The organism is Shewanella psychrotolerans (genome assembly GCF_019457595.1).
Classification (GTDB): Bacteria; Pseudomonadota; Gammaproteobacteria; order Enterobacterales; family Shewanellaceae; genus Shewanella; species Shewanella psychrotolerans.
The window spans coordinates 2,849,820-2,871,962 of sequence record NZ_CP080419.1 but is presented as its reverse complement, the minus strand read 5'-3'; the positions used below and the strand labels follow the sequence as shown (position 1 = coordinate 2,871,962).

Here is a 22,143-nt window from a genome sequence, read left to right as displayed (position 1 = left end):
TTTGTGCTTAACACTCCTTTTTCCCCTTGGCCCTCATATTCTGTTGAGGAAGCTAATATTGTCCGTGATATTTTATTGTCTAACAAAGTTAATTATTGGACCGGTCCGGAGGGACGTGCTTTTGAAACTGAATTTGCGGTTTTTGCGGGCACCGATTATGCGGTCGCTCTGAGTAATGGTACTTTAGCATTAGATATTGCCTTAAAAGCGTTAAATATCGGTGTAGAAGATGAGGTGATAACAACACCTCGTACTTTCCTTGCATCAGCTTCTTCAATTGTCACTGCAGGTGCCACGCCCGTTTTTGCTGATGTTGATCTGAATAGCCAAAATATTACTGCGCAATCTATCGAAGCTGTACTGACTCCTAAGACCAAAGCTGTCATCGTGGTTCATCTAGCTGGAATGCCCGCTGATATGGACCCTATTATGCAGCTTTCAGAGAAACATGGTTTTTATGTTATTGAAGATTGCGCACAAGCTCATGGGGCTCGCTATAAAGGCCGTTCAGTTGGAAGTATTGGACACATAGGGGCTTGGTCATTCTGTCAAGACAAAATCATGACTACTGGCGGTGAAGGTGGAATGGTCACAACAAATGACAGAGTATTATGGTCAAAGATGTGGTCTTATAAAGATCACGGTAAAAGTTTTGATGCTATCTATAACAAACAGCATCCTCCCGGATTTCGCTGGTTACATGAAAGCTTTGGAACTAATTGGCGAATGACAGAGATGCAAGCTGCTCTGGGTCGATACCAACTCAAAAAAATGCCTGAATGGACACAGAAGCGTCAGGCTAATGCGTCGGCGATTGATGAAGCTGTAAAAGATATACCACTTGTACGGATTGTAAGGGTAGATGATGATTTAGTTCATGCTGAATATAAGCATTATGTTTTTATCAATGAAGTCTTTTTAGCGCAAGGTTGGAGCCGAGATCGTATTGTGGATGCGATTAATGGATCAGGTGTTCCAGTTTTTCAGGGGAGCTGTTCTGAAGTTTATTTAGAAAAGGCGTTTGACGACACTGGCTGGCGCCCTAAAGATAGACTTAAAAATGCGGTCGAGTTAGGTGATACTAGCTTAATGTTTCTTGTTCATCCGACATTAACTTCTGAAGAGATCGACACTACATGTGCTGTGATCCGGCAAGTCTTAACAGAGGCAAGTACATTGTAGCTACTTACTCGTACATTCAGGAAATCAGTTTTGACTGCGTCGTAAGAGTTAATAAAGGAGGATGTTGGGTAAGCATTCTCCTTTTTATGTATGCAAATCTTAGTTCATTGCTTTTAGTGAATAGTAGGATTAATCCGTGCATATTGGATGGTTTATGTTAGTGTGTTTGGTATTCTTATGTGGTAGGCTTACTTGTTTTTATTATGTCTCTATGTGCCTTGCGCTATAGTCGTGCGGGCTCGTGGGTTTACTAAAGTAGTGTTATATGCTAAATCATGCAAATCTTGAACGAAATTCAGATTTTTTGAAGTTCCTATTTTCTTTGAAGCGCTCCCATAAACGTGTTGTCAGTATGCTTCTTGACTCTCTATTTCTATTGACAGCGTTTTGGTGTGCATTATTTGTTCGATTGGATGTTGTTAATATTCTCTCTCTAGGGGATTTTTGGGCTTTAGGGTTTTCGTTAATTCCTATCAGTATTTTGGGGTTTTATCGATTAGGTCTATATCGAACTGTTCTTCGCTATCTTGGTTTTCAAGCATTAGATGCTATATTTTGGGGGGTGTTTTTTTCTACTGTTTCATTAGTACTTATATCTTATTTTTTTAAAATACCTATTCCACGTACAGTTCCCGTTATATATGCTGCTTTTGCATTGATATTTGTCGGTGGCTCTAGGGCATTTATTCGCTCACTTGTTGGCACAGGCTTGAAGCGTATCGGTGAACCAGTTGTCATTTATGGTGCTGGTGTCGCGGGCCGACAATTAATGACGGCATTAGTGCAGAGTCATGAATATTATCCTTTTGCCTTTGTTGATGATGATGCGAGTTTGCATGGTACTGTTATCCAAGGTGTACATGTTCATTCACCTTCCATTATCAAAAAACTGATTCGAGAGAAAAAAGCGACTAAAGTACTCTTGGCGTTGCCGAGCGCTTCACGATCGAGAAGACAAGACATTATATTGTCTTTGGAACCGCTGGCTGTACAAATCTTAACTCTACCTTCGATGGCTGATCTAGTGAGTGGAAATAAGCTATACAGTGATATTAAAGAGGTTGAGATTGACGATCTGCTAGGTAGAGACGCAGTCGCTCCGAGAAGGGAACTTATGACTGCAAATATCACAGGCAAAGTTGTTATGGTCACTGGTGCTGGTGGTTCAATTGGGTCTGAGTTGTGTCGCCAGATATTGATACTTCAACCTAAGAAGTTAGTGCTGTTTGAAATTTCTGAATTCGGTTTATACGCAATTGAAAAACAACTTATTTCTACAGCTAAGCAATTGGACATTGATGTTAAAATCGTTCCTATGCTCGGATCTGTTCAACGTGAAAATCGCGTTCAAGCTGTGATGGAAGTGTTTAGGGTTCAGACTGTTTATCATGCTGCAGCTTATAAGCATGTCCCACTTGTTGAGCAGAATGTTGTGGAGGGAGTACGCAATAATGTATTTGGTACTCTATATACTGCAAAGGCCGCTATTGCCGCAAATGTTGAGACGTTTGTACTCATATCGACCGATAAAGCGGTTAGGCCTACAAACATTATGGGAACAACAAAGCGAATGGCTGAGTTGGTACTACAAGCTCTAGCTGATGAGTCTCATAATACTCGGTTTTGTATGGTTCGCTTTGGTAATGTTTTGGGTTCATCCGGCTCCGTAGTTCCATTATTTAAAAAGCAAATTGCCCTAGGTGGACCGGTTACAGTCACGCACCCAGAGATTACTCGTTTCTTCATGACTATTCCGGAAGCTTCACAGCTTGTGATTCAAGCTGGTGCAATGGGTAAAGGAGGGGATGTGTTTGTTCTTGATATGGGTAAGTCAGTAAAAATTGTAGATCTTGCGTCTAAAATGATCCGGTTAAGTGGTTTTGAAGTAAAGGATTCGACCCATCCAGATGGGGATATTTCAATTGAATTTACAGGTTTACGCCCTGGTGAAAAGTTATATGAGGAGCTACTGATTGGGGATGATGTGACTGGGACTGAACATGAGCGAATTATGACCGCGAATGAGCTATGTTTATCATGGGCTGATTTAGAACCTATTTTAAGCCGACTTGATATGGCCTGTCACAATTTTGACCACGAGGGTATTCGTGATTTATTGATCAATACGCCTACAGGCTTTAGCCCTACTGACGGTATATGTGATTTAGTGTGGCAAGCTAAAGCAATTTCACAGGACAAGACAAGTAAGGTAGTTAACCTCGTCTCTTAACACTTTTGCTTGATGGAATTTCTACTTTTCACTAGTTCAAAATATATGGGTACCGCTATTATCACTGTTTGATTTGTCGCATTTCTAACTCTTACCCTTTGTTTTCTTTGCTGTTCACTTTTAATGAGTAAGTGGATGATATTGAATGTTGTTAAAATCACGGTTTATAACAAGGGTTCAAGACTTTTTAGGTTGCTAGTGTTACCTTTTGTAGATTATTTTTTGGGAAGCTTTAAACAATGAAAATTGCTATTGCAGGGACTGGTTATGTGGGCCTGTCTAACGCCGTATTATTGTCGCAGCATAATGAGGTTGTGGCTGTGGATATCATTGAAGAAAAGGTCGCGTTAATCAATGATGGAAAATCGCCAATTGCTGATAAAGAGATCGAACATTACTTGGCGACTAAATCATTAAACCTGATGGCTACTTGTGATAAGCAATTTGCCTATAAAGATGCTGATTATGTGATTGTTGCTACGCCAACGGATTATGACCCTGTAACGAACTATTTTAATACCAATTCTGTCGAAGCGGTTATTCAGGATGTGTTAGCAATAAGCCCGGCAACAGTTATCATTATTAAGTCTACTGTACCAGTTGGATTTACCGAATCGGTTCGTGAAAAATTTAAGTGCGATAATGTTATTTTTTCTCCTGAGTTTTTACGTGAAGGCAAGGCGTTATACGATAACCTTCATCCGTCCCGTATTATTGTTGGTGAGCGCTCTGAGCGTGCCACTGTGTTTGCTAAGCTGTTATCAGAGGCGGCCCTTAAGGAGGATATTCCTCTGTTATTTACGGATTCGACAGAAGCTGAAGCGGTTAAACTGTTTTCAAATACTTATCTTGCAATGCGTGTCGCCTATTTTAATGAGTTGGATTCCTACGCCGAAGCTCATGGTTTAAATGCACGGCAGATTATCGAAGGTGTTGGCCTGGATCCTCGCATAGGTAGTCACTACAATAACCCGTCATTTGGTTATGGTGGATATTGTTTGCCGAAAGATACTAAGCAATTAAGAGCCAATTATGCCGATGTACCTAATTGTTTGATAGGGGCTATTGTTGATGCTAATACTACCCGCAAAGACTTTATAGCAGAGTCAATATTAAAGCGAAACCCAACGACAGTGGGCATTTATCGTTTAATTATGAAGAGTGGTTCAGATAACTTTAGAGCGTCGTCGATTCAAGGAATTATGAAGCGTATAAAGGCTAAAGGTATCGAGGTCGTTGTTTATGAGCCAGTGCTTGACGATGAAGAATTTTTTCATTCTAGGGTTGTTAAAGACTTGGCTGAATTTAAACGTATGTCGGATGTAATTGTGTCAAATCGCATGGTTGAAGAGATACTCGATGTTGCTGATAAAGTTTATACTCGAGATCTGTTTGGAAATGATATGTAGCTGATTTGGTTGACTAAGATTTGCTGTTAGTTAATAAGAAAGCCCAATAAGATTGGGCTTTCTTATCTTAAGGATTAAGATGAAAGTTGTTATTCCTGTTGCAGGTCTCGGGACCCGTATGCTTCCCGCGACAAAAGCTATTCCTAAAGAGATGTTACCGCTTGTTGATAAGCCGCTTATTCAATATATCGTCAATGAATGTGTTGCGGCAGGTGTCAAAGAGATTGTGCTTGTTACTCATGCTAGTAAGAATGCCATTGAAAACCATTTTGATACGTCTTACGAGCTTGAATCTACGCTAGAGAAGCGTGTAAAGCGTCAGTTACTCGACGAAGTGCAATCTATTTGTCCGAAAGATGTGACCATCATGCATGTGCGTCAAGGGGAAGCAAAAGGTCTTGGTCATGCCGTGCTCTGTGCAAAACCTTGTATTGGTAATAATCCGTTCGCAGTGGTGTTACCCGATGTGATTTTAGATGAGTACACCGCTAACCAAAAGACTGAAAATTTGGCAGCGATGATCAAACATTATAAGGTGACTCAAACGAGCCAGATTATGGTAGCACCAGTGGCTCTAGATGAAGTAAACAAGTATGGGATTGCTGATTGTGGCGGAGTGGATATCGCACCTGGTGAATCAACAGTAATTAAGGCGATGGTCGAAAAGCCTATGATTGATGAAGCTCCATCTAACTTAGCGGTTGTAGGTCGTTACGTTTTGTCTGAAAAAATCTGGGATTTACTCGCTAGAACACCAGCTGGAGCAGGGGATGAAATTCAGCTTACCGATGCAATCGATATGTTGATTGAGTCTGATACGGTTGAAGCATTTAACATGACGGGTAAGTCCCATGACTGCGGTGACAAACTAGGCTATATGGCGGCATTTGTTGAATATGGCCTTCGTAATGAAAAGCTGGGTAATGAGTTTCGTAAACAGTTACAAGCGCTGTTAAGTTGAGATGTACCGCTTAAAGCTATAAATGTTCACTTTATTCGACAATGTGAGCATTTTTCGTTTTAGGTGCTGTTGAGGGGGGGGGTTAAACAAGGCGATGAATGTGAAAGGTATCGTATTAGCTGGAGGAACTGGAACACGCTTGTATCCAATCACTAAAGGTGTATCTAAACAGTTGCTGCCTGTGTATGACAAGCCGATGATCTATTACTCTATCTCGGTACTTATGCTTGCGGCGATTCGCGATATTCTTGTTATTACAACACCTGAAGAGCAACATCTATTTCAGCGTTTGTTAGGGGATGGTAGTGACTTTGGTGTCACGCTATCTTATGAAATACAGCCAAAACCTGAAGGGATAGCCCAAGCATTCATTATTGCTGAAGAGTTCATAGGCGATGGCTGTGTTTGTTTAGTGCTTGGTGACAATGTGTTTTATGGCCAAGGGTTCAGTGAGACATTAAAACGCACAGTGTCTGGGGTGAAGGATAAAGATGCAAAGGGGGCGACCCTCTTTGCCTATCAGGTGGATCAAGCCGAGCGTTTTGGTGTGGTGGAGTTTGACTCTGCGTTTAACGTACTGTCAATTGAAGAGAAGCCTATAATCCCGAAGTCTAGCTGGGCGGTTACCGGACTCTATTTTTATGATAGTCGAGTGATCGATATTGCTAAAAGTTTGACTCCTTCAAAGCGTGGCGAGCTAGAAATTACCGAAATTAATCAAGCCTATTTGGAGTGTGGTCAGTTACGCGTTGAAGTACTGGGTCGTGGTTTTGCCTGGCTAGATACAGGGACGTTCGACAGCCTGCAACAGGCATCCTCATTTGTGCAAACCATACAAACAGTGCAAGGTTTAAAAGTCGCGTGTTTAGAAGAGATCGCTTGGCGCAATGGCTGGTTAAGTGATGATGATATCAAACGTCTCGCTGCCCCGATGCTTAATAATAGCTATGGTCATTATTTGATGTCTTTGATAAGTAGTAAATGAGGGATTGGTTGTGAGTTACTTGTCATGTAGTAATTCTGCTAAACCCAAACCCAAACCCAAACCCAAACCCAAACCCAAACCCAAACCCAAACCCAAACCCAAACCCAAACCCAAACCCAAACCTTAATTTCGATTACTTCATATCTCTTTTTGGTATAAAAAAACGTGTATCTATAACTTCTAAATTTAGTTACTGCTGGTATTATCCATCTAACATCAATTGCGATTATTCGCTTTAGCATCAAGATTGAACTGAATGCTATTGCGGGTTAGCAATATTAGTTATTAGAAGCTTGATAACACTGGAATTATACGGAAGTCGATATGTCTACAGTTCACACTCACTTGAAACAACTCGAAGCTGAATCGATTCAAATCATGCGTGAGGTTGCCGCAGAGTTTGATAATCCTGTGATGCTTTATTCTGTCGGCAAAGACTCTTCTGTATTGCTGCATTTGGCTCGAAAAGCCTTCTATCCTGGCAAGATCCCGTTTCCATTAATGCATGTTGATACCAATTGGAAATTTAAAGAGATGATCGCGTTTCGCGATCAGATGGCCAAGAAATACGGCTTTGATCTCATTGTTCATAAAAACCCACGCGGTCTGGAGATGAACATCTCTCCCTTTACCCATGGTAGCGCTAAACACACAGATATTATGAAGACAGAAGGGCTCAAGCAAGCGCTTGATATGCATGGTTTTGATGCTGCTTTTGGTGGTGCGCGCCGTGATGAAGAGAAGTCTCGTGCTAAAGAGCGTGTTTACTCCTTCCGTGATAGTAAGCATCGCTGGGACCCGAAGAATCAGCGTCCTGAATTATGGAACATCTATAACGGTAAAGTGGATAAAGGGGAGAGCATTCGCGTGTTCCCGCTATCGAACTGGACTGAACTTGATATTTGGCAATATATCTACCTTGAAGGTATTGAGATCCCCTCACTGTACTTGGCCGAGCCTCGCCCTGTCGTTAAGCGCGACGGTACGTTAATCATGGTTGATGATGAGCGTATGGAGCTAGCGCCTGGAGAGGAGGTCGAGCACAAGATGGTGCGCTTTAGAACCTTAGGCTGTTACCCGTTAACGGGAGCGGTAGAGTCGCAAGCGACAACATTACCCGAGATTATTCAGGAGATGCTGTTGTGTACAACGTCTGAACGTCAGGGGCGAGTGATTGATAACGACTCCTCTGGCTCGATGGAAAAGAAAAAGATGGAAGGTTACTTTTAATCCGTCATTCCATTGAATACTAAGACGTAAGTACGCTGCTAAATATACAGAATAAGAGAAACACCATGACTACTGAAAACACGTTATTGCAAACTGATATCGAGTCTTATCTTAAACTCCATGAAAACAAAGATATGTTGCGTATCTTGACCTGTGGCAGTGTGGATGACGGTAAATCGACCCTCATTGGCCGTCTTCTGTTTGATAGTAAGATGATTTTTGAAGATCAGATGGCGGCGATAGAGAAAGACTCTAAGCGATTTAATACCACTGATGAAGCGTTTGATTTGGCGCTGCTGGTGGATGGTTTGCAGTCTGAGCGAGAGCAGGGGATCACCATTGATGTGGCTTATCGCTATTTTGCGACTGAGCAACGTAAATTTATTATTGCCGATACTCCTGGCCACGAACAATATACCCGTAACATGGCAACGGGGGCGTCGACGTCTGATTTAGCCATTATTCTTATCGATGCGCGCCACGGTGTGCAGGTACAAACGCGTCGTCATAGTTATATCTGCTCACAGCTGGGCATTAAGCATGTGATCATCGCTATCAATAAGATGGATGCGGTGGATTACGATCAAGGCGTGTACCAGAGCATTAAGAAAGATTATCGTGAGTTTGCCAAAGATTTAGCCTTTACCGACGTGCGCTTTGTGCCAATCTCTGCGCTTAAGGGCGATAACGTGGTAAATGAAAGTACCCACATGACTTGGTATCCGGGTTCAACCCTGCTTAAGCTACTAAATACTGTGTCAGTTGAGCACGATAAAAGCGAGTCATTCCGGTTTCAGGTGCAGTATGTCAATCGTCCTAATCTCGATTTTAGAGGCTTTTGCGGCACGGTTGCGTCGGGCGAAATTCGTGTAGGCGATACGATTGCCGCCTTGCCATCAGGCAAAGAGAGCCGCATCAAGGCTATCGTCACGTTCGATGGTGAGCTGGAAAAAGCAGTGGCAGGGCAAGCGGTAACCTTAACCTTAACCGATGAAATAGATATCAGCCGCGGTGACATGTTGGTACGCCCTCACGACAAGCCAAACTCTAGCGCACATTTTGAAGCTGATGTGGTGTGGATGACTGAAGAGCCGCTATGCGTGGATCGTGAATATGCCATTAAGCATGGCAGTAAAGCTGTGTATGGTTATGCCGATGCGATCAACTATAAAGTCGATATTAATCACTTAACCCAGCACTCAGCTCAGCAGTTAGCACTTAACGAGATGGGTAACTGTCACTTCTCGGTGACCGAGCCACTGCAGTTTGATCCTTATGACAACAACCGAGATACGGGTGCGTTTATTATCATCGATAGATTAACCAATGTGACCGTTGGTGCGGGAATGATCCGTAAAGCGATTGATGCTGGCAAAGGCAAGAAGCGTGAGATCTCCGAGTTTGAGCTGGAGATGAATGCCTTAGTCCGTAAGCATTTTCCTCATTGGGGCGTAAAAGATATTTCGAAAGCCTAACCGAGGTTATGTGACCGAATGCTAAGACCATTTTTTTATGGATGGCTTAGCATAGGTACAATAATTTTATTCCAGAGCGGCGTCGCTCCAATTTAGTATCAGGTGTCAGTATCAGGTTTTTATGTCATTAAATGCATATCTCACCATTGCTATATTTGTCGCGACTATCGTGGGCTTAGTCCGGTTTCAAAACCGGCCCTCGCTGGTGTTTGGCGTGACGCTACTGGTGCTGGTTGGTTTTAACTTGGTCACCAAAGAGCAGCTGCTGTCGAGCATGTCAAACCCAGGCTTAGTGACGTTGGTGCTGCTGATCTTGTGCTCTTTTGCCCTAGAGAAAACTCGCTTGCTGCGCGTAATTGCCTCAAAGGTGATAGTCAGTGGTTATCAGACCACTTGGCTTCGGCTTTTCGGAATGACCGCATTGAGTTCTGCACTACTTAATAATACCGCGGTGGTGGCGACTTTACTTTCGCCTATCCGTAATAATCCTCACCATGTTGCCAGTAAGCTGTTATTGCCGCTTTCCTATGCGGCAATATTGGGCGGCACGTTAACACTAGTAGGCACCTCGACCAACCTCATCGTCAACAGTATGTATATTGATGCTTCGGGTCACTCGTTATCGTTTTTCTCCTTTACTGCTATTGGTGCCATGTTGGTATTGGGTTGTGGCTTGGTACTCAGGCTAGTATCTGGTTTTTTGCCCAATATCGCCCATGAAGAAAGTTGCTCCAAAGGCTATTTTATTGATGCTAAGGTGGTTGAAGGCTCAGAGTTAATTGGTCGCTCGGTAGAGGACAATGGCCTTAGGCATCTGGAATCACTGTTTCTGGTGGAGGTGGTGCGTAACGGTCGATTGATCAGTCCGGTCACACCAACAGAGGTGTTGGAGCTGGGTGACAGGCTTATTTTTAGTGGTGATATCACCAAGGTGATGCAACTCAGTCAGTTTTCAGGGCTGGAGATGTTTGCGGAAAAAAATGGTCTGCTGGACTCAAACCTCACCGAAGTAGTGGTCAAGCAAGAAAGTGTGCTGGTGGGCAAGACCATGAAAAAGGCTGGATTTAGAGCCTTGTTTGATGCAGCAGCGGTGGCGATTCGCCGAGATGGTGAAGAGATTTCGGGCAAGCTGGGTGAGGTTCACATTAAAGCCGGTGACTTTTTAGTGTTAGCGGTAGGCAAGGACTTCCTTACTCGCCACAACATTAGCAAGAACTTTATTGTGATCAGTGGTGTTGAGCCTGAGACTCGCATCAATGGCAAAAAGGCATGGATCTCAATTGGTGGTTTTGTGCTGACATTAGCATTGGCTGCAGCAGGTGTGATTGAAATGCTGCAAGGGATGTTATTGCTGCTCGGTGTGTTAATTTTCAGCCAGTGCTTGAATGTGAATGAGGTGATTCGCCGTTTCCCTGTCGACATCTGGCTAATCGTCGCATCGGCTATTTTATTGTCTCATGCCTTGGTTAATAGCGGCGTGGCGCAGTTTGTGGCCATTTGGGTCGAAGGCGTGGCTGATAAAGAGCACCTTATGCTGGCGTTATTTTTGGTCTACGTTGCGACTTGGCTGATGACCGAATTGATCACCAATAATGCCGCAGCAGCGCTAATGTTTCCGATTGCCTATAGCATTGCCCTAGGTTTTGGGGTCGATTTTTTACCTTTTGTGATGACAGTTGCCTTCGCCGCCAGTGGTAGTTTTATTAGTCCCTATGGTTATCAGACCAACTTGATGGTTTACAATGCTGGTCGTTATCGACTCATTGATTTTGTAAAAGCCGGTGTGCCTGTGAGCCTAGCCTATGGTGCGATTGTACTCACTACTGTGCCACTGTTTTTCCCGTTTTAGTCATGGGTTTGCTAAGTCTTAACTCACTGCCTAGTAGTAAAAATTGATTTTTAAGGAAAGCCGATGTCCCCCTATAAGACAGTCGATGTAAATGTGAAATCCAGCGATGTCCAGTGGCATCAGGCCAGCGTGTCTCATGATGAGCGTACGCAGGCCAATGGTCATAAAGGTGCCGTGCTTTGGTTTACCGGTCTGAGTGGGTCGGGAAAGTCGACTATCGCCAATGCGGTTGATCGTCTGCTGCATGACAAAGGCTGTAAGACCTATGTGCTCGACGGTGACAATGTGCGTCACGGCCTTAATGGCGACTTAGGTTTTTCCGACGAGGACAGGGTTGAGAATATTCGCCGTATCGGTGAAGTGGCTAAGTTATTTGTCGATGCAGGCTTGTTGGTTTCAACCGCCTTTATCTCGCCTTTTAGTGCCGATCGTAAAATGGTGCGAGACCTGCTGGGCGCGGGGCAGTTTATCGAGATCTTCATCGATACGCCGCTTGATGTCTGTGAGCAGCGCGATCCGAAGGGACTCTACAAAAAGGCCCGAGCAGGGGAGATTAAACACTTTACCGGCATAGACTCAGTCTACGAGGCGCCCGGTTTGCCTGAGGTGCATGTCAACACCGCCGAGCAGTCGGTGCAGCAGTGTGCCAAGCAGGTAGTGGATTATCTAGCCGAGCAGGGGCTGCTGAGCGCGGTTTAACTGAGAAGGTTTAAAAAACTGAAAAAATACTGGCGCGTCTCCTAATTAATAGGTTGGCGCCAGTGTATGGAGGAGGTGGCTCACGGGGAAAGCCTCAATGCCTGTACGCTAATGAGGCTTAAAAACTTCTCTCCCACAGGGCATAGAGGGTCGCGTCCCAATCGTCATCGCCTGCTCGTACAAACTCACGATAACTCACTGTGCCGCCAAGTTTTAGCGTGCCCTTTAGCCAAGGCCTATGGTAGCTGGTATCAAGTTGGTATACCCGCTCATATTCACCTGGGGAGACGGGGTTGCCGCCAGCCTCATTGCCGGTATCGATACCATCGGTGTTGAGTCTAAGCCAGCGCAATTTATTGGTGATACTGTGACCGTCTCCCAACTGAGTGATCCCGCCAATCACTAAGGTTACAGAGTCATTGTCATAGGTGCTGCCGAGGCTTTTGCCATGGTAACGGTAGCCGCTTTTATAAAAACCATGTTCATATAGGCAGTTGTAGACATTGGAGTCAATGCCGCAGGCGACCTTGGTATCGGAATATTCAACAAAGAAGCGAGTGTTAATTTCGCTAATCATAAAATCTACCCCCCCCATGTTGGCGGAGTTGATCAACTTGTTTTTGCCGTGGTGGTAGTCTTCATGAATTCGCTCATAGTAGATACCATAGGGGATGCCAAAGGCGGTATCTGACCAGCGAAAATCATAGCCTGCGAGCATGTTTTCTTGGCCGTTTTCAATTTCGCCTTCCGATTGTCCGCCATTAAACAAGCCATCCCACCAGTCACCTAGACTATTGCCATATCCTTCGCCGCCCCATTGCATGGTCCAGGAGAAGCCTACCTCTAGTTGAGAGATGGGTCTGAGTGTGCCTCGGGCACCCCAATGTTTGGTATCGGGCACATAACGGTCACTCTCCATTTCACTGAAACTGGTGGTAAAGGTCCAAGGGCCTATCCAGTTGAGCCAGGGGGTCTCGAAGGCGGCGCTGTTATTGCGACTAAAAGTGATACCTGGCATCGGGCGAGCGTTAGTCGTTTGTATTAGGCCTGAATCCCAGCCTGGCCCCCAATACTTTTGTTGAGCTCCAGCGCTAACAATCCAGTTGCCTAGCATTACGGCAGCAAAGCTGTTGTCCAGTCGAGCGCTTTTTCCATCTATTGGATCTTCATGGTAACTGGCAGAGAGTCGGCCGCTAAACCATTCTTTAGTGACCTCTACATCAACCGTGGCTTGTGCCTTATCTCGGTAGTCATGACCAAAACCCAAAAAACGCGCGGTATCGGTTGCGGCGCTCAGGGTAAAGCTGGTATCCAAGCCTTGATGATCTTTGGCATAAGCGCTTATCACCCTGTCGTAGGCAGCCGTCTGAGCGGAAGTAAACTTAGGGCGTTCTGCACTATCGAGATCTTGTTTGATACCAGCCCACATCAAGGGATAGGTCGTCACAGGTTGCTTGATAATCCCTGTGTCGGCAAGCAGTTGAATGTCTGCTCGAAGTGGTAAGTCGGTTGGCTCGACCCACCAAGCTGCTTGAGCAGAGCTTGTGCAGAGTAGAATTATTCCTGCTAATAAATGTTTTTTCATGATATTCCCTTCAATGGTTTCTGGCGCATATTCTAGAGATTTTGACTGAGATAACAAGGCTGATACCGCTTTGGAATTAATAATCGGAACCTATTTATATGGGATTGATATATTGGTTATCAGTTTGTTTTTGTAGTGTTTTATTTTCTGGTGCGCAAGGGTTTGACATATGTTCTGGCTAGTTGGTTTTTGAGAAACGGCTCAGTTAAGTTTGGTCCTGTAGGGAAAAAATTAGATAGAAACGGTATTGGTAAGGCGCTTGAATACGAATGCAATGTTGGCACTAATGCTTTTCATGACAAACACCCTGACTTAGTATCTTTTATTGTTGTGACGCCTTAGTTTCTTTTACTAAAACTATGACCAAATAGTTATTAATAACTGATGTTCATCAATGGCATACTTTGCGGGAGATAGTCTTGTGCTAAAGATAAAAATCAGAAGAGAGATAGATGAGTTTGAATCATACATTTAAGCAAGAGTGGTTGGCTGAAATTGTCGAGATTGCCAAAGAGGCAGGCGATGTGATCATGCATGTATATGAGTCTGCAGATTTTGGTATTGAAGCTAAATCCGATGACAGCCCTGTCACTGCTGCGGACATTGCTAGTCACGAAGCCATTGTGGCTAAGTTAGCGCAATTAACCCCTGATATTCCGGTTATGTCTGAAGAAGCTGCTGATATCGCTTGGGATGAACGTCGACATTGGCAACAATATTGGTTGATTGATCCGCTTGATGGCACTAAAGAGTTTATCAAGCGTAACGGTGAGTTCACCGTCAATATCGCCTTTATCGATAATGGTAGAGCGGTCGCTGGAGTAGTTTACGCTCCTGTATTGGATAAGTGCTACTACGGTGCGTTAGATATAGGCGCATGGTTAGCCACCGCGCATCAGGTTTATGACTTAAATACGCAAGCGGTTAGTGTTCCGATTGAGCCTAGAGTCGTGGGAAGTCGTTCCCATGTGAGCCCAGGTTTAGAGAAATATTTAGTGGAGCTTGGCGCACATAGCATGACCAGTATTGGTAGCTCGCTGAAGTTTTGTTTATTGGCCGAAGGCGAGGCTGAGATCTACCCGCGTTTAGGCTTAACCAGTGAATGGGATACGGCAGCTGCCCAAGCTGTGTTAGAAAGTGCTGGCGGCTTAGTCATTAATTATGAAACGGGCCTGCCACTTGACTACAATCAGAAAGAAAATATTTTAAATCCTTATTTTATTGCTACGGCTAAACATTGGCCAAGTAAACAATAACATGATAACCGCGCTGGAGTTGAGTATGTTGAGAATGGGTGTTGACCTTGGTGGGACCAAGATTGAATTAGTGGCGCTTAATGAAGATGGTGAAGAGCTGTTTCGTAAACGCATTCCGACACCACGTGAATATCAGGCGACCCTCGACGCCATTACGGCTTTAGTCACCGAAGCAGAATCCACATTGGGACAAAAGGGCACTGTGGGCGTCGGTATCCCTGGCGTTATCTCGCCTTTTTCTGGTCTAGTGAAAAACGCCAATTCGACTTGGATAAACGGTCACCCATTGGACGTGGACTTAGGTCATCGACTCAATCGTGAGGTGCGAGTGGCTAACGATGCAAACTGTTTTGCGATCTCAGAAGCTGTGGACGGTGCGGCAGCGGGTAAGGGCATGGTGTTTGGCGTCATTATAGGTACTGGATGCGGTGCCGGTTTGGCGATAAACGGTAAGCTTCATGGTGGCAGTAACGGTATCGGAGGCGAATGGGGACACAACCCATTACCTTGGATGACCGCGGACGAATTTAACTCGACTCAGTGTTTTTGTGGTAACCAAGACTGTATTGAAACCTTCATTTCAGGTACCGGCTTTGTACGTGATTACAAAGCGGCTGGTGGCGATGCGCAAAGTGGTATCGAGATCGCTGAGCGGATGACGCAGGGCGAACCACTGGCAACGGCAGCTTTTAATCGCTATATCGACAGGTTAGCGCGATCTTTGGCCCATGTGATTAACGTATTAGATCCCGATGTAATTGTGTTAGGTGGTGGTGTGTCTAATATTGAGGCTATCTATCCGCTATTACCGAATGTCTTACCTAAGTATGTGTTGGGTGGCGAGTGTCATACCCCAGTGGTACAAAATAGGTATGGAGGATCATCTGGGGTTCGCGGCGCAGCTTGGCTTTGGTCATGAGGTCGTCATTGTTACGCTAGAATATCACATCCTCAGACCAACGATTAGTGCTTGGTATTGGCTTTGCGCCTAGGTTAAACTTGCTGCTCTTTTTAGTATTCAACTGAATTTTGGGGCAAGGATAGCCATGTTTTGGTTAAAAAAAATCGTTTCACAATTTCTTATGCCGATCCCGTTATCGGTGCTGCTGCTACTTATTGCCATTATTATCCTTAGACGTCGTAAGTTGGTTAAGTCGCTTATTTTTAGCTCGTTTATGATATTGCTGATATTGAGCAGTCAGTGGGGCAGTTATATGCTTACCTTTCCACTCGAATCTGAATACCCAACCAATAACACTCCTATACCTGAGCAATGTGTGGTGATGGTGTTAGGTAGTGGTCATGATTCTACCGTCTCTGGCTTGGCGACCCAGCAGCTTTCAGCTGTCGCATTGGCGCGGTTAACAGAAGGGATCCGTCAGATGAGTTTGGGGAATGACTGTCAATTAGTTGTAAGCGGTTGGGGCGGCGAAGATGTGACGTCTCAAGCTGAGGTCATGGCAAAGGCTGCGATTACGTTAGGTGTCGATGCCAGTCGTATTATTCAATTCCCGTTGGCTAAAGATACCATAGAAGAGGCTCAATATTTAAAGTGGGAAATAGGTGATAGACCATTTCGCTTAGTCACGTCTGCTACCCATATGCCGCGGGCGATGATGATATTTAAGCATATGGGGATGCATCCTCAGAGTGCACCAACCGATTTTATTGCTCGTAGTGGTTATTGGTGGCGGCTTGATGCAAGCAATATGTTAGCATCGCAACGTTCAATTCATGAGTATGTTGGCCAACTATGGTTCAAAGTAAAATATGGTTCAAAGTAAAATATGGCTTAAAGTGAGATTTGGTTTAAGTTGAATTTGCTTTTGTTGCAAAATGCCCCGCTGGCAAGTGCTTATAACGTGTTTAAATCATTTGGACTCGAGTTAAAATTTGGGACTTATCGCAGAGAGAGTTAACCTTGCAAGAATCGATCATTATCCGCGCTGTATCTAAACGCAATGGCTGGACCTTTACCCTTATCGGCGTGGTGGCCTTGCTTTGCGCGGTTACGCTGTTTATCTCATCTAAGGCCTTAATCGGTCCCGGTATGGTGAGCTTGATCTTTGGCATTATCTTTACCGTACTTGGGATCGCGAAACTTATTCAGCCTGAAGTTAGTGTCGAGCTGCGAGCGCAAGGGCTGGTTTATCATCACCATCGCGGCACTATCTATCTTGAATGGGATAATATTTTGCGTATGGATATGCCGCGAAGTATTCAAGGTTTTGATCATCATGAGTTGCCTTATATTGGCGTGAGGCTTAAACAGTTGTCATTACTCATCGATGATATTCCGCCCAGACTAGCGACGGGGTTATTGACAGAACAAAGGCCGCTACTGATGTCATCATTGACATTAGACGGTGAGCTTGCCGATTTGGAGCGTTATCTTAACTCTGAATTTTCGCCGGTGATCTTAGACGGTAAGGCATACAGTGGCGTGCAGGCGATGTTTTCCCGTCGCTGTGAGCAATTAAATGCACAATTGGGTTACCACGTTTATATTCCGGTGGATTGTTTGGATAGAGCGCCCAGAGAGTTTTTGACTTTAATTCGGGAATATAAGCAGCGCGCTTTAGTCGCAAAATAATCGTAACGAGTATCGCGCGTATAGGCTTACCATCCTTATTTCAGGTTAGCTAATTACAGCTCTATTATCATCTTTCAGTTCTAGCTGCTCATCTGAATAGTGGTGTTCATTAGATAGTAGGGCGATATCTTCTTTGACTCGCATGCCAATGAATTGTCCACCTTCGAATATTTCCATTGAGTTGCAGGCTATTTCACCTTCGACAGTCCCAGTACCAGTAATATTGAGCTTTTCGCATTTCAACTTCCCTTTAAAAACACCCGATACTTTTAATTCTTTACATTGAAGTTCGCCGTCGATATAACCATCAACTTCAATGGTCAGTTTGTCACTTGCACTGACTTTGCCGTAGAGTTCTCCGCCGATCAATGCTTCTCCCGCAAAGTGGGTTTCACCTGATAATTTAGTGCCTTGAGCAATGAAAGTAAGTCCTGCACTGTTGCGCTTTTTTCCAAACATAATCATCAACTGTTTTTGCGAATTTCAGCTGATCTTACCCTTAAAATTAGTGCAACAAAACCACTAATATTTGGCGCTATGCTGTCATATTTTTGGCATTGTTATCGCTTTGATTAAGGACCGATTTTTATCGATTGATTCGGACAAGGGGACACACAAGCACCGCAGCCAGTGCAGAGTTCGAGAGAGATATGGGGTTTAGGTGCTTCGCCTATGGCAGCGGTAAAATTGATTGCTCTAGGATCGCAATTATCTTTGCAGGTTTGGCACCAGATCCCACTGTTTGCCAGACATGTATCGTTAATGACAGCTTTTATCTGCCACGGCGTTTCATTGGTGTCGCCAAACAGCGGCTCAGGACAAACTTCAACACATTTTTTGCAAAAAGTGCACTCATCTTGGGCAAAATTAACTTCTGGAAATCCGCCGTCTCCTTTGACTAAAATATGAGTTTCGCAAATTTGAATACACTTATCACATCGAGTACAGATATCGGTAAATTCGATATCGGATTTACTCCAAGGTGGGCGTATTACATTACTTTTTCGGCGACTAAATAGATTACGGCGACTTTGGTTTATCGTGTTACTCATAGGCCCACTTGGTTTAATTATTGAGTGTAAATGATGATTGAATAGCTTTAACTATTGAGCTGATTTCTTTCTTCAAAAAGCGTATTAGTTGAGCGCAAATGCGCTCAACGTCAATCAGTGGTGTGACTAGTCTTTGTAGCCATTAGGATTGCTTGATTGCCAGTGCCAACTGCTATTGGCCATATCTTCAATGGTATGAGTAGCTTGCCAATTTAGCTCAGTTTGTGCTTTGTCTGGATTAGCATAGCAGGCGGCGATATCGCCAGGACGACGTGGTGCTACTTGGTATTTGATGCTGTGTCCACAAGCCTTTTCAAAGGCTTTTACCATATCTAGCACACTGCAACCTTGTCCCGTTCCAAGATTATAAGTGACTAGTCCTGAGCCAGTATTGAGCTTTTCTAAAGCCTTCAAATGGCCCTTGGCGAGATCGACCACATGGATATAATCGCGTACCCCTGTACCGTCATGGGTATCATAGTCGTTGCCAAATACGCTTAATGCATCACGTTTTCCGACAGCGACTTGGGCAATGAATGGCATCAGGTTGTTGGGGATATCGTTAGGATCTTCACCTATCAAGCCGCTTTCGTGGGCTCCCACTGGATTAAAATAACGCAGTCTAGCGATATTCCAAGTCGGATCTGAGTTATGCAGATCACTTAAAATATGTTCTACCATCAATTTAGATTGACCATAGGGATTGGTTGCACCTGTTGGAAAATCTTCAGTTATTGGCAATGTTGCAGGATCGCCATATACAGTTGCAGATGAACTAAACACGAGGTTTTTAACATCAAACTCCGCCATCACTTGGCATAAAATCAGGGTGCCAGTGACATTATTTTCATAGTAACGCAGAGGTTGTGCGACCGACTCGCCAACGGCTTTGAGTCCTGCAAAATGGATAACCGACTCAATAACATGATCGGTAAAGACTTTTTGTAAAAATGCCTTATTAAGTACATCCCCCTGATAGAAGGTGACTTTCTTTTGAGTAATCGCTTCAACTCGTGCAAGTGCTTTAACACTTGAGTTCGACAAATTATCAATAATGATAACCTCTTGGTTATCATTAAGTAACTCAACAACGGTGTGACTGCCGATATATCCTGCACCACCGGTAACTAAAATGGCCATTAACTGTTTTCCTGTTGTAAATCTCTCACCAGTTCTATTAGGTATTGCTTAAATTCAGTGCCAACCTCATTATGGCGCAACGCATGTTCGACACAAGCTTGCATATAGCCTTGTTTGTTGCCGCAATCATGGCTTTTACCCTTCATGTAGTATGCATTGACGGGTAATTTGTCCATAAGCATCGCAATGGCATCGGTTAACTGGATCTCATCACCAGCGCCAGCGGGCGTTTTCGATAGTAACGGCCAAATTTCCCGAGGAAGAATATAGCGACCCACAACCGCTAAGTTTGATGGTGCTTCATCTATCGCCGGTTTTTCTACCAGTGCACTGATAGCTTCAGATTGACCGGGTTTGAGCTTGTGACCATCAACATCGGCAATACCATATTGATTGACACTGTGATGAGGCACTCCTTCAACCATTATTTGGCCGATCTCGGTTTCGTCGAATAACCTAACCATGTCTGCGAGGTTATCACATTGCAAATTACAGCTCGCTTCATCGACGATAACATCGGGAAGCAGAACAGCAAATGGCTCATCTCCAACCACTTTTTGAGCGCATAAAATAGCATGACCCAATCCTTTAGCTTGAGATTGACGAACACTAATCACGGTTACATCGGCTGGGCAGATGGCTTGCACTTCAGCTAAAAGTTGCCTTTTCACGCGGCGCTCAAGTTGAGCCTCGAGCTCGAAGCTAGAGTCGAAATGGTTTTCGATGGAGTTTTTACTGGCGTGAGTGACGAGCACTATCTCTTTGATACCTGCTGCTATCGCCTCGTTGACCACATATTGGATAAGTGGTTTATCGACCACAGGTAACATCTCTTTTGGGATGGCTTTGGTCGCGGGGAGCATTCGGGTACCAAGGCCCGCAACTGGGATCACGGCTTTACGCACTTTATGCTGTTTCATCCTATTCCTAGTGTGGATGCGAAGTAGTCCTATTCTAATAAAAAACCTTTGAAAAGCCATTTTAAACTAAACAAAAGTGGTCATTTCGGGCAAGTTTTTCCTGAATGCATTTATTTAGTTACACGAGTTAGCCTTTTGAAACTACACAGTTTAATTTTTTGTCATGTAAGGGTGTAAATTTTGTGTTACATAATTGGTGTGGTTGGGGGGCAACTATAAAGTGTGATCCTGTTAACAAATTGCGCTGTTTAGTCAAATATGGAGAGAGAAGCAGTCAATGGTGTTGTAATGATCATGAGTAAACAAACGACGTACGAGGCAAGGTTACCTGATAGCAATGGTTATATTGCATATCCCGATAATGAACATGAAGTTTGGCAAGCCCTGTATGACAGACAGAAAGGCAATCTTCCTCAATATGCCTGTGATGCATATCTTAAAGGGTTAGATAATTTAGCCATGCCGAAGGATCGCATTCCTCAGCTTGGTGAGATCGATAAGGTGTTGCGTGAGACTACAGGTTGGAAAACCGCCGCAGTGCCAGCGTTAATCTCTTTTGAGAAATTTTTCCAATTGCTTGCTAATCAAGAGTTTCCCGTAGCGACCTTTATTCGTAGTAAGGAGGAGTTTGATTATCTGCAAGAGCCTGATATTTTTCATGAGATCTTTGGCCATTGCCCATTATTAACCAATGAATCCTTTGCCCGATTTTCTCACCAATACGGCAAATTAGGGTTAGCCGCGTCAAAAGAGGAGCGGGTGTTTTTGGCGAGACTCTATTGGTTTACGGTCGAGTTTGGTCTTATTCGCTGCAGTGAAAACCAACTCAAAATTTATGGTGGTGGGATCTTGAGCTCTCCGGGTGAAACGCTTTATGCCATGAGCGATAAACCACTGGTTAAACCGTTTGATTTGGTCGATATGTTACGCACACCTTATCGGATAGATATCATGCAGCCTGTTTATTATACAATAGATTCAATCGACTACCTCGATGAAGTGGTCAAGATGGACATAATGGCTGCAGTGAATAAGGCACGCCAGCTTGGTTTATATCCAGCTATGTTTGAGCCAAAAACGAAGGCTTGCTAAATTAATAGAATCAAAAAGGAAGGACTAAGTATGACTCAATTAGCTCAAATGAAATGTGAAGCTTGCCAGGCTGATGCGCCTAAAGTGACCGATGCCGAATTGGCTGAACTGATAAGAATGATCCCCGATTGGGGCGTCGAGGTTCGTGATGGCATTATGCAACTAGAGCGCGTTTATAAGTTTAAAAACTTTAAATTGGCAATGGCGTTTACCAATAAGTTGGCCGATCTTGCTGAGGAAGAGTTCCATCATCCAGGCATTTTGACTGAATGGGGCAAAGTGACGGTGACTTGGTGGTCTCATTCGATAAAGGGACTTCATCGTAACGATTTCATTATGGCGGCCAAGACCGACCAGTTACTCGATTGATATAGAATCTAATATAAATCAGCGCTATAAGATATTTGTAGCGCTGTATTTTCTGTTTAAACCTCGCTCAACTGTAAACAACTCTTGCCACAATTAAGATTAGGCTCTAACGTATA

20 protein-coding genes are annotated in these 22,143 nt (G+C 44.1%); 15 read left to right on the top strand and 5 right to left on the bottom strand.

Translation table 11 applies throughout. The features are described 5' to 3' along the window. Positions 1 to 3: 3 nt before the first annotated feature. The 9 genes from K0I62_RS12705 (at position 4) to cysC (ending at position 12,020) form a co-directional block, all read left to right on the top strand. Positions 4 to 1,182, top strand: coding sequence for a DegT/DnrJ/EryC1/StrS family aminotransferase (locus K0I62_RS12705; RefSeq protein WP_220068474.1), 1,179 nt, complete (start codon positions 4 to 6; stop codon positions 1,180 to 1,182). Between the two features lie 265 nt (positions 1,183 to 1,447). Next, entirely contained in the window at positions 1,448 to 3,412 is a 1,965-nt protein-coding gene (locus K0I62_RS12700) for a polysaccharide biosynthesis protein (RefSeq protein WP_220068473.1), read from the top strand. 239 nt (positions 3,413 to 3,651) lie between these two features. After that, positions 3,652 to 4,821, top strand: coding sequence for a nucleotide sugar dehydrogenase (locus K0I62_RS12695; protein ID WP_220068472.1), 1,170 nt, complete (start codon positions 3,652 to 3,654; stop codon positions 4,819 to 4,821). Between the two features lie 79 nt (positions 4,822 to 4,900). Beyond that, positions 4,901 to 5,782 carry a UTP--glucose-1-phosphate uridylyltransferase GalU gene (gene galU / locus K0I62_RS12690; RefSeq protein WP_220068471.1) on the top strand — a complete coding sequence of 294 codons (882 nt, stop codon included), beginning with the start codon at positions 4,901 to 4,903 and terminating at the stop codon, positions 5,780 to 5,782. A gap of 100 nt (positions 5,783 to 5,882) precedes the next feature. Continuing rightward, entirely contained in the window at positions 5,883 to 6,767 is an 885-nt protein-coding gene (rfbA, locus tag K0I62_RS12685) for a glucose-1-phosphate thymidylyltransferase RfbA (protein WP_220068470.1), read from the top strand. Between the two features lie 324 nt (positions 6,768 to 7,091). Next, positions 7,092 to 7,997, top strand: coding sequence for a sulfate adenylyltransferase subunit CysD (gene cysD, locus K0I62_RS12680; protein ID WP_220068469.1), 906 nt, complete (start codon positions 7,092 to 7,094; stop codon positions 7,995 to 7,997). Positions 7,998 to 8,062: 65 nt separating this feature from the next. Continuing rightward, on the top strand, positions 8,063 to 9,472 hold the full coding sequence (gene cysN / locus K0I62_RS12675) for a sulfate adenylyltransferase subunit CysN (RefSeq protein WP_220068468.1): 1,410 nt from the start codon (positions 8,063 to 8,065) through the stop codon (positions 9,470 to 9,472). Between the two features lie 121 nt (positions 9,473 to 9,593). Beyond that, on the top strand, positions 9,594 to 11,321 hold the full coding sequence (locus K0I62_RS12670; protein WP_220068467.1) for an SLC13 family permease: 1,728 nt from the start codon (positions 9,594 to 9,596) through the stop codon (positions 11,319 to 11,321). Positions 11,322 to 11,384: 63 nt separating this feature from the next. Beyond that, the gene (gene cysC / locus K0I62_RS12665) at positions 11,385 to 12,020 is read left to right on the top strand and encodes an adenylyl-sulfate kinase (protein WP_220068466.1); all 636 of its coding nucleotides are present in this window, start codon (positions 11,385 to 11,387) and stop codon (positions 12,018 to 12,020) included. A gap of 118 nt (positions 12,021 to 12,138) precedes the next feature. Here cysC and K0I62_RS12660 read toward each other — a convergent pair whose 3' ends face one another. Beyond that, positions 12,139 to 13,605 (bottom strand): capsule assembly Wzi family protein, encoded by a 1,467-nt coding sequence (locus K0I62_RS12660; RefSeq protein WP_220068465.1) that lies wholly within the window; start codon positions 13,603 to 13,605, stop codon positions 12,139 to 12,141. 452 nt (positions 13,606 to 14,057) lie between these two features. On the opposite strand from K0I62_RS12660, the gene cysQ reads away from it, so the two are divergent. The 4 genes from cysQ (at position 14,058) to K0I62_RS12640 (ending at position 17,454) form a co-directional block, all read left to right on the top strand. Continuing rightward, positions 14,058 to 14,861 carry a 3'(2'),5'-bisphosphate nucleotidase CysQ gene (gene cysQ / locus K0I62_RS12655; RefSeq protein ID WP_220068464.1) on the top strand — a complete coding sequence of 268 codons (804 nt, stop codon included), beginning with the start codon at positions 14,058 to 14,060 and terminating at the stop codon, positions 14,859 to 14,861. Positions 14,862 to 14,886: 25 nt separating this feature from the next. Further along, positions 14,887 to 15,780 carry a fructokinase gene (gene mak, locus K0I62_RS12650; RefSeq protein ID WP_220068463.1) on the top strand — a complete coding sequence of 298 codons (894 nt, stop codon included), beginning with the start codon at positions 14,887 to 14,889 and terminating at the stop codon, positions 15,778 to 15,780. Between the two features lie 127 nt (positions 15,781 to 15,907). Further along, a complete protein-coding gene (locus K0I62_RS12645; protein ID WP_220068462.1) occupies positions 15,908 to 16,645 on the top strand; it encodes a YdcF family protein in 738 nt (245 codons plus the stop codon). A 137-nt stretch (positions 16,646 to 16,782) separates the two neighbouring features. Beyond that, positions 16,783 to 17,454: a DUF2982 domain-containing protein gene (locus K0I62_RS12640; RefSeq protein WP_220068461.1), complete on the top strand. Its 672-nt coding sequence runs from the start codon at positions 16,783 to 16,785 to the stop codon at positions 17,452 to 17,454. Positions 17,455 to 17,499: 45 nt separating this feature from the next. Here K0I62_RS12640 and K0I62_RS12635 read toward each other — a convergent pair whose 3' ends face one another. From K0I62_RS12635 to galU (K0I62_RS12620), 4 genes are all read right to left on the bottom strand, one after another. Beyond that, positions 17,500 to 17,913: a bactofilin family protein gene (locus K0I62_RS12635; RefSeq protein ID WP_220068460.1), complete on the bottom strand. Its 414-nt coding sequence runs from the start codon at positions 17,911 to 17,913 to the stop codon at positions 17,500 to 17,502. A 113-nt stretch (positions 17,914 to 18,026) separates the two neighbouring features. Continuing rightward, positions 18,027 to 18,506 (bottom strand): ferredoxin-type protein NapF, encoded by a 480-nt coding sequence (gene napF, locus K0I62_RS12630; RefSeq protein ID WP_220068459.1) that lies wholly within the window; start codon positions 18,504 to 18,506, stop codon positions 18,027 to 18,029. A gap of 126 nt (positions 18,507 to 18,632) precedes the next feature. Continuing rightward, complete coding sequence (gene galE, locus K0I62_RS12625; RefSeq protein WP_220068458.1) at positions 18,633 to 19,646, bottom strand: UDP-glucose 4-epimerase GalE; 1,014 nt, start codon at positions 19,644 to 19,646, stop codon at positions 18,633 to 18,635. Further along, positions 19,646 to 20,566, bottom strand: a complete 921-nt coding sequence (gene galU / locus K0I62_RS12620; protein WP_220068457.1) for a UTP--glucose-1-phosphate uridylyltransferase GalU — start codon at positions 20,564 to 20,566, stop codon at positions 19,646 to 19,648. Before galU (K0I62_RS12620) ends, galE begins: the two co-directional genes overlap by 1 nt. Before the next feature lie 294 nt (positions 20,567 to 20,860). On the opposite strand from galU (K0I62_RS12620), the gene phhA reads away from it, so the two are divergent. After that, positions 20,861 to 21,658, top strand: a complete 798-nt coding sequence (phhA, locus tag K0I62_RS12615) for a phenylalanine 4-monooxygenase (RefSeq protein ID WP_220068456.1) — start codon at positions 20,861 to 20,863, stop codon at positions 21,656 to 21,658. Between the two features lie 30 nt (positions 21,659 to 21,688). Further along, positions 21,689 to 22,027: a 4a-hydroxytetrahydrobiopterin dehydratase gene (locus K0I62_RS12610; protein ID WP_220068455.1), complete on the top strand. Its 339-nt coding sequence runs from the start codon at positions 21,689 to 21,691 to the stop codon at positions 22,025 to 22,027. Positions 22,028 to 22,143 lie beyond the last annotated feature (116 nt).

What these genes read in the sequence shown, in the direction of transcription:
- K0I62_RS12700 (WP_220068473.1), top strand. Translation starts at nt 1,448, where the DNA reads ATGCTAAATCATGCAAATCTTGAACGAAATTCAGATTTTTTGAAGTTC.
- K0I62_RS12695 (WP_220068472.1), top strand. Translation starts at nt 3,652, where the DNA reads ATGAAAATTGCTATTGCAGGGACTGGTTATGTGGGCCTGTCTAACGCC.
- galU (WP_220068471.1), top strand. Translation starts at nt 4,901, where the DNA reads ATGAAAGTTGTTATTCCTGTTGCAGGTCTCGGGACCCGTATGCTTCCC.
- cysD (WP_220068469.1), top strand. Translation starts at nt 7,092, where the DNA reads ATGTCTACAGTTCACACTCACTTGAAACAACTCGAAGCTGAATCGATT.
- cysN (WP_220068468.1), top strand. Translation starts at nt 8,063, where the DNA reads ATGACTACTGAAAACACGTTATTGCAAACTGATATCGAGTCTTATCTT.
- K0I62_RS12670 (WP_220068467.1), top strand. Translation starts at nt 9,594, where the DNA reads ATGTCATTAAATGCATATCTCACCATTGCTATATTTGTCGCGACTATC.
- cysC (WP_220068466.1), top strand. Translation starts at nt 11,385, where the DNA reads ATGTCCCCCTATAAGACAGTCGATGTAAATGTGAAATCCAGCGATGTC.
- K0I62_RS12660 (WP_220068465.1), bottom strand. Translation starts at nt 13,605, where the DNA reads ATGAAAAAACATTTATTAGCAGGAATAATTCTACTCTGCACAAGCTCT.
- cysQ (WP_220068464.1), top strand. Translation starts at nt 14,058, where the DNA reads ATGAGTTTGAATCATACATTTAAGCAAGAGTGGTTGGCTGAAATTGTC.
- mak (WP_220068463.1), top strand. Translation starts at nt 14,887, where the DNA reads ATGTTGAGAATGGGTGTTGACCTTGGTGGGACCAAGATTGAATTAGTG.
- K0I62_RS12645 (WP_220068462.1), top strand. Translation starts at nt 15,908, where the DNA reads ATGTTTTGGTTAAAAAAAATCGTTTCACAATTTCTTATGCCGATCCCG.
- K0I62_RS12635 (WP_220068460.1), bottom strand. Translation starts at nt 17,913, where the DNA reads ATGTTTGGAAAAAAGCGCAACAGTGCAGGACTTACTTTCATTGCTCAA.
- napF (WP_220068459.1), bottom strand. Translation starts at nt 18,506, where the DNA reads ATGAGTAACACGATAAACCAAAGTCGCCGTAATCTATTTAGTCGCCGA.
- galE (WP_220068458.1), bottom strand. Translation starts at nt 19,646, where the DNA reads ATGGCCATTTTAGTTACCGGTGGTGCAGGATATATCGGCAGTCACACC.
- galU (WP_220068457.1), bottom strand. Translation starts at nt 20,566, where the DNA reads ATGAAACAGCATAAAGTGCGTAAAGCCGTGATCCCAGTTGCGGGCCTT.
- phhA (WP_220068456.1), top strand. Translation starts at nt 20,861, where the DNA reads ATGAGTAAACAAACGACGTACGAGGCAAGGTTACCTGATAGCAATGGT.
- K0I62_RS12610 (WP_220068455.1), top strand. Translation starts at nt 21,689, where the DNA reads ATGACTCAATTAGCTCAAATGAAATGTGAAGCTTGCCAGGCTGATGCG.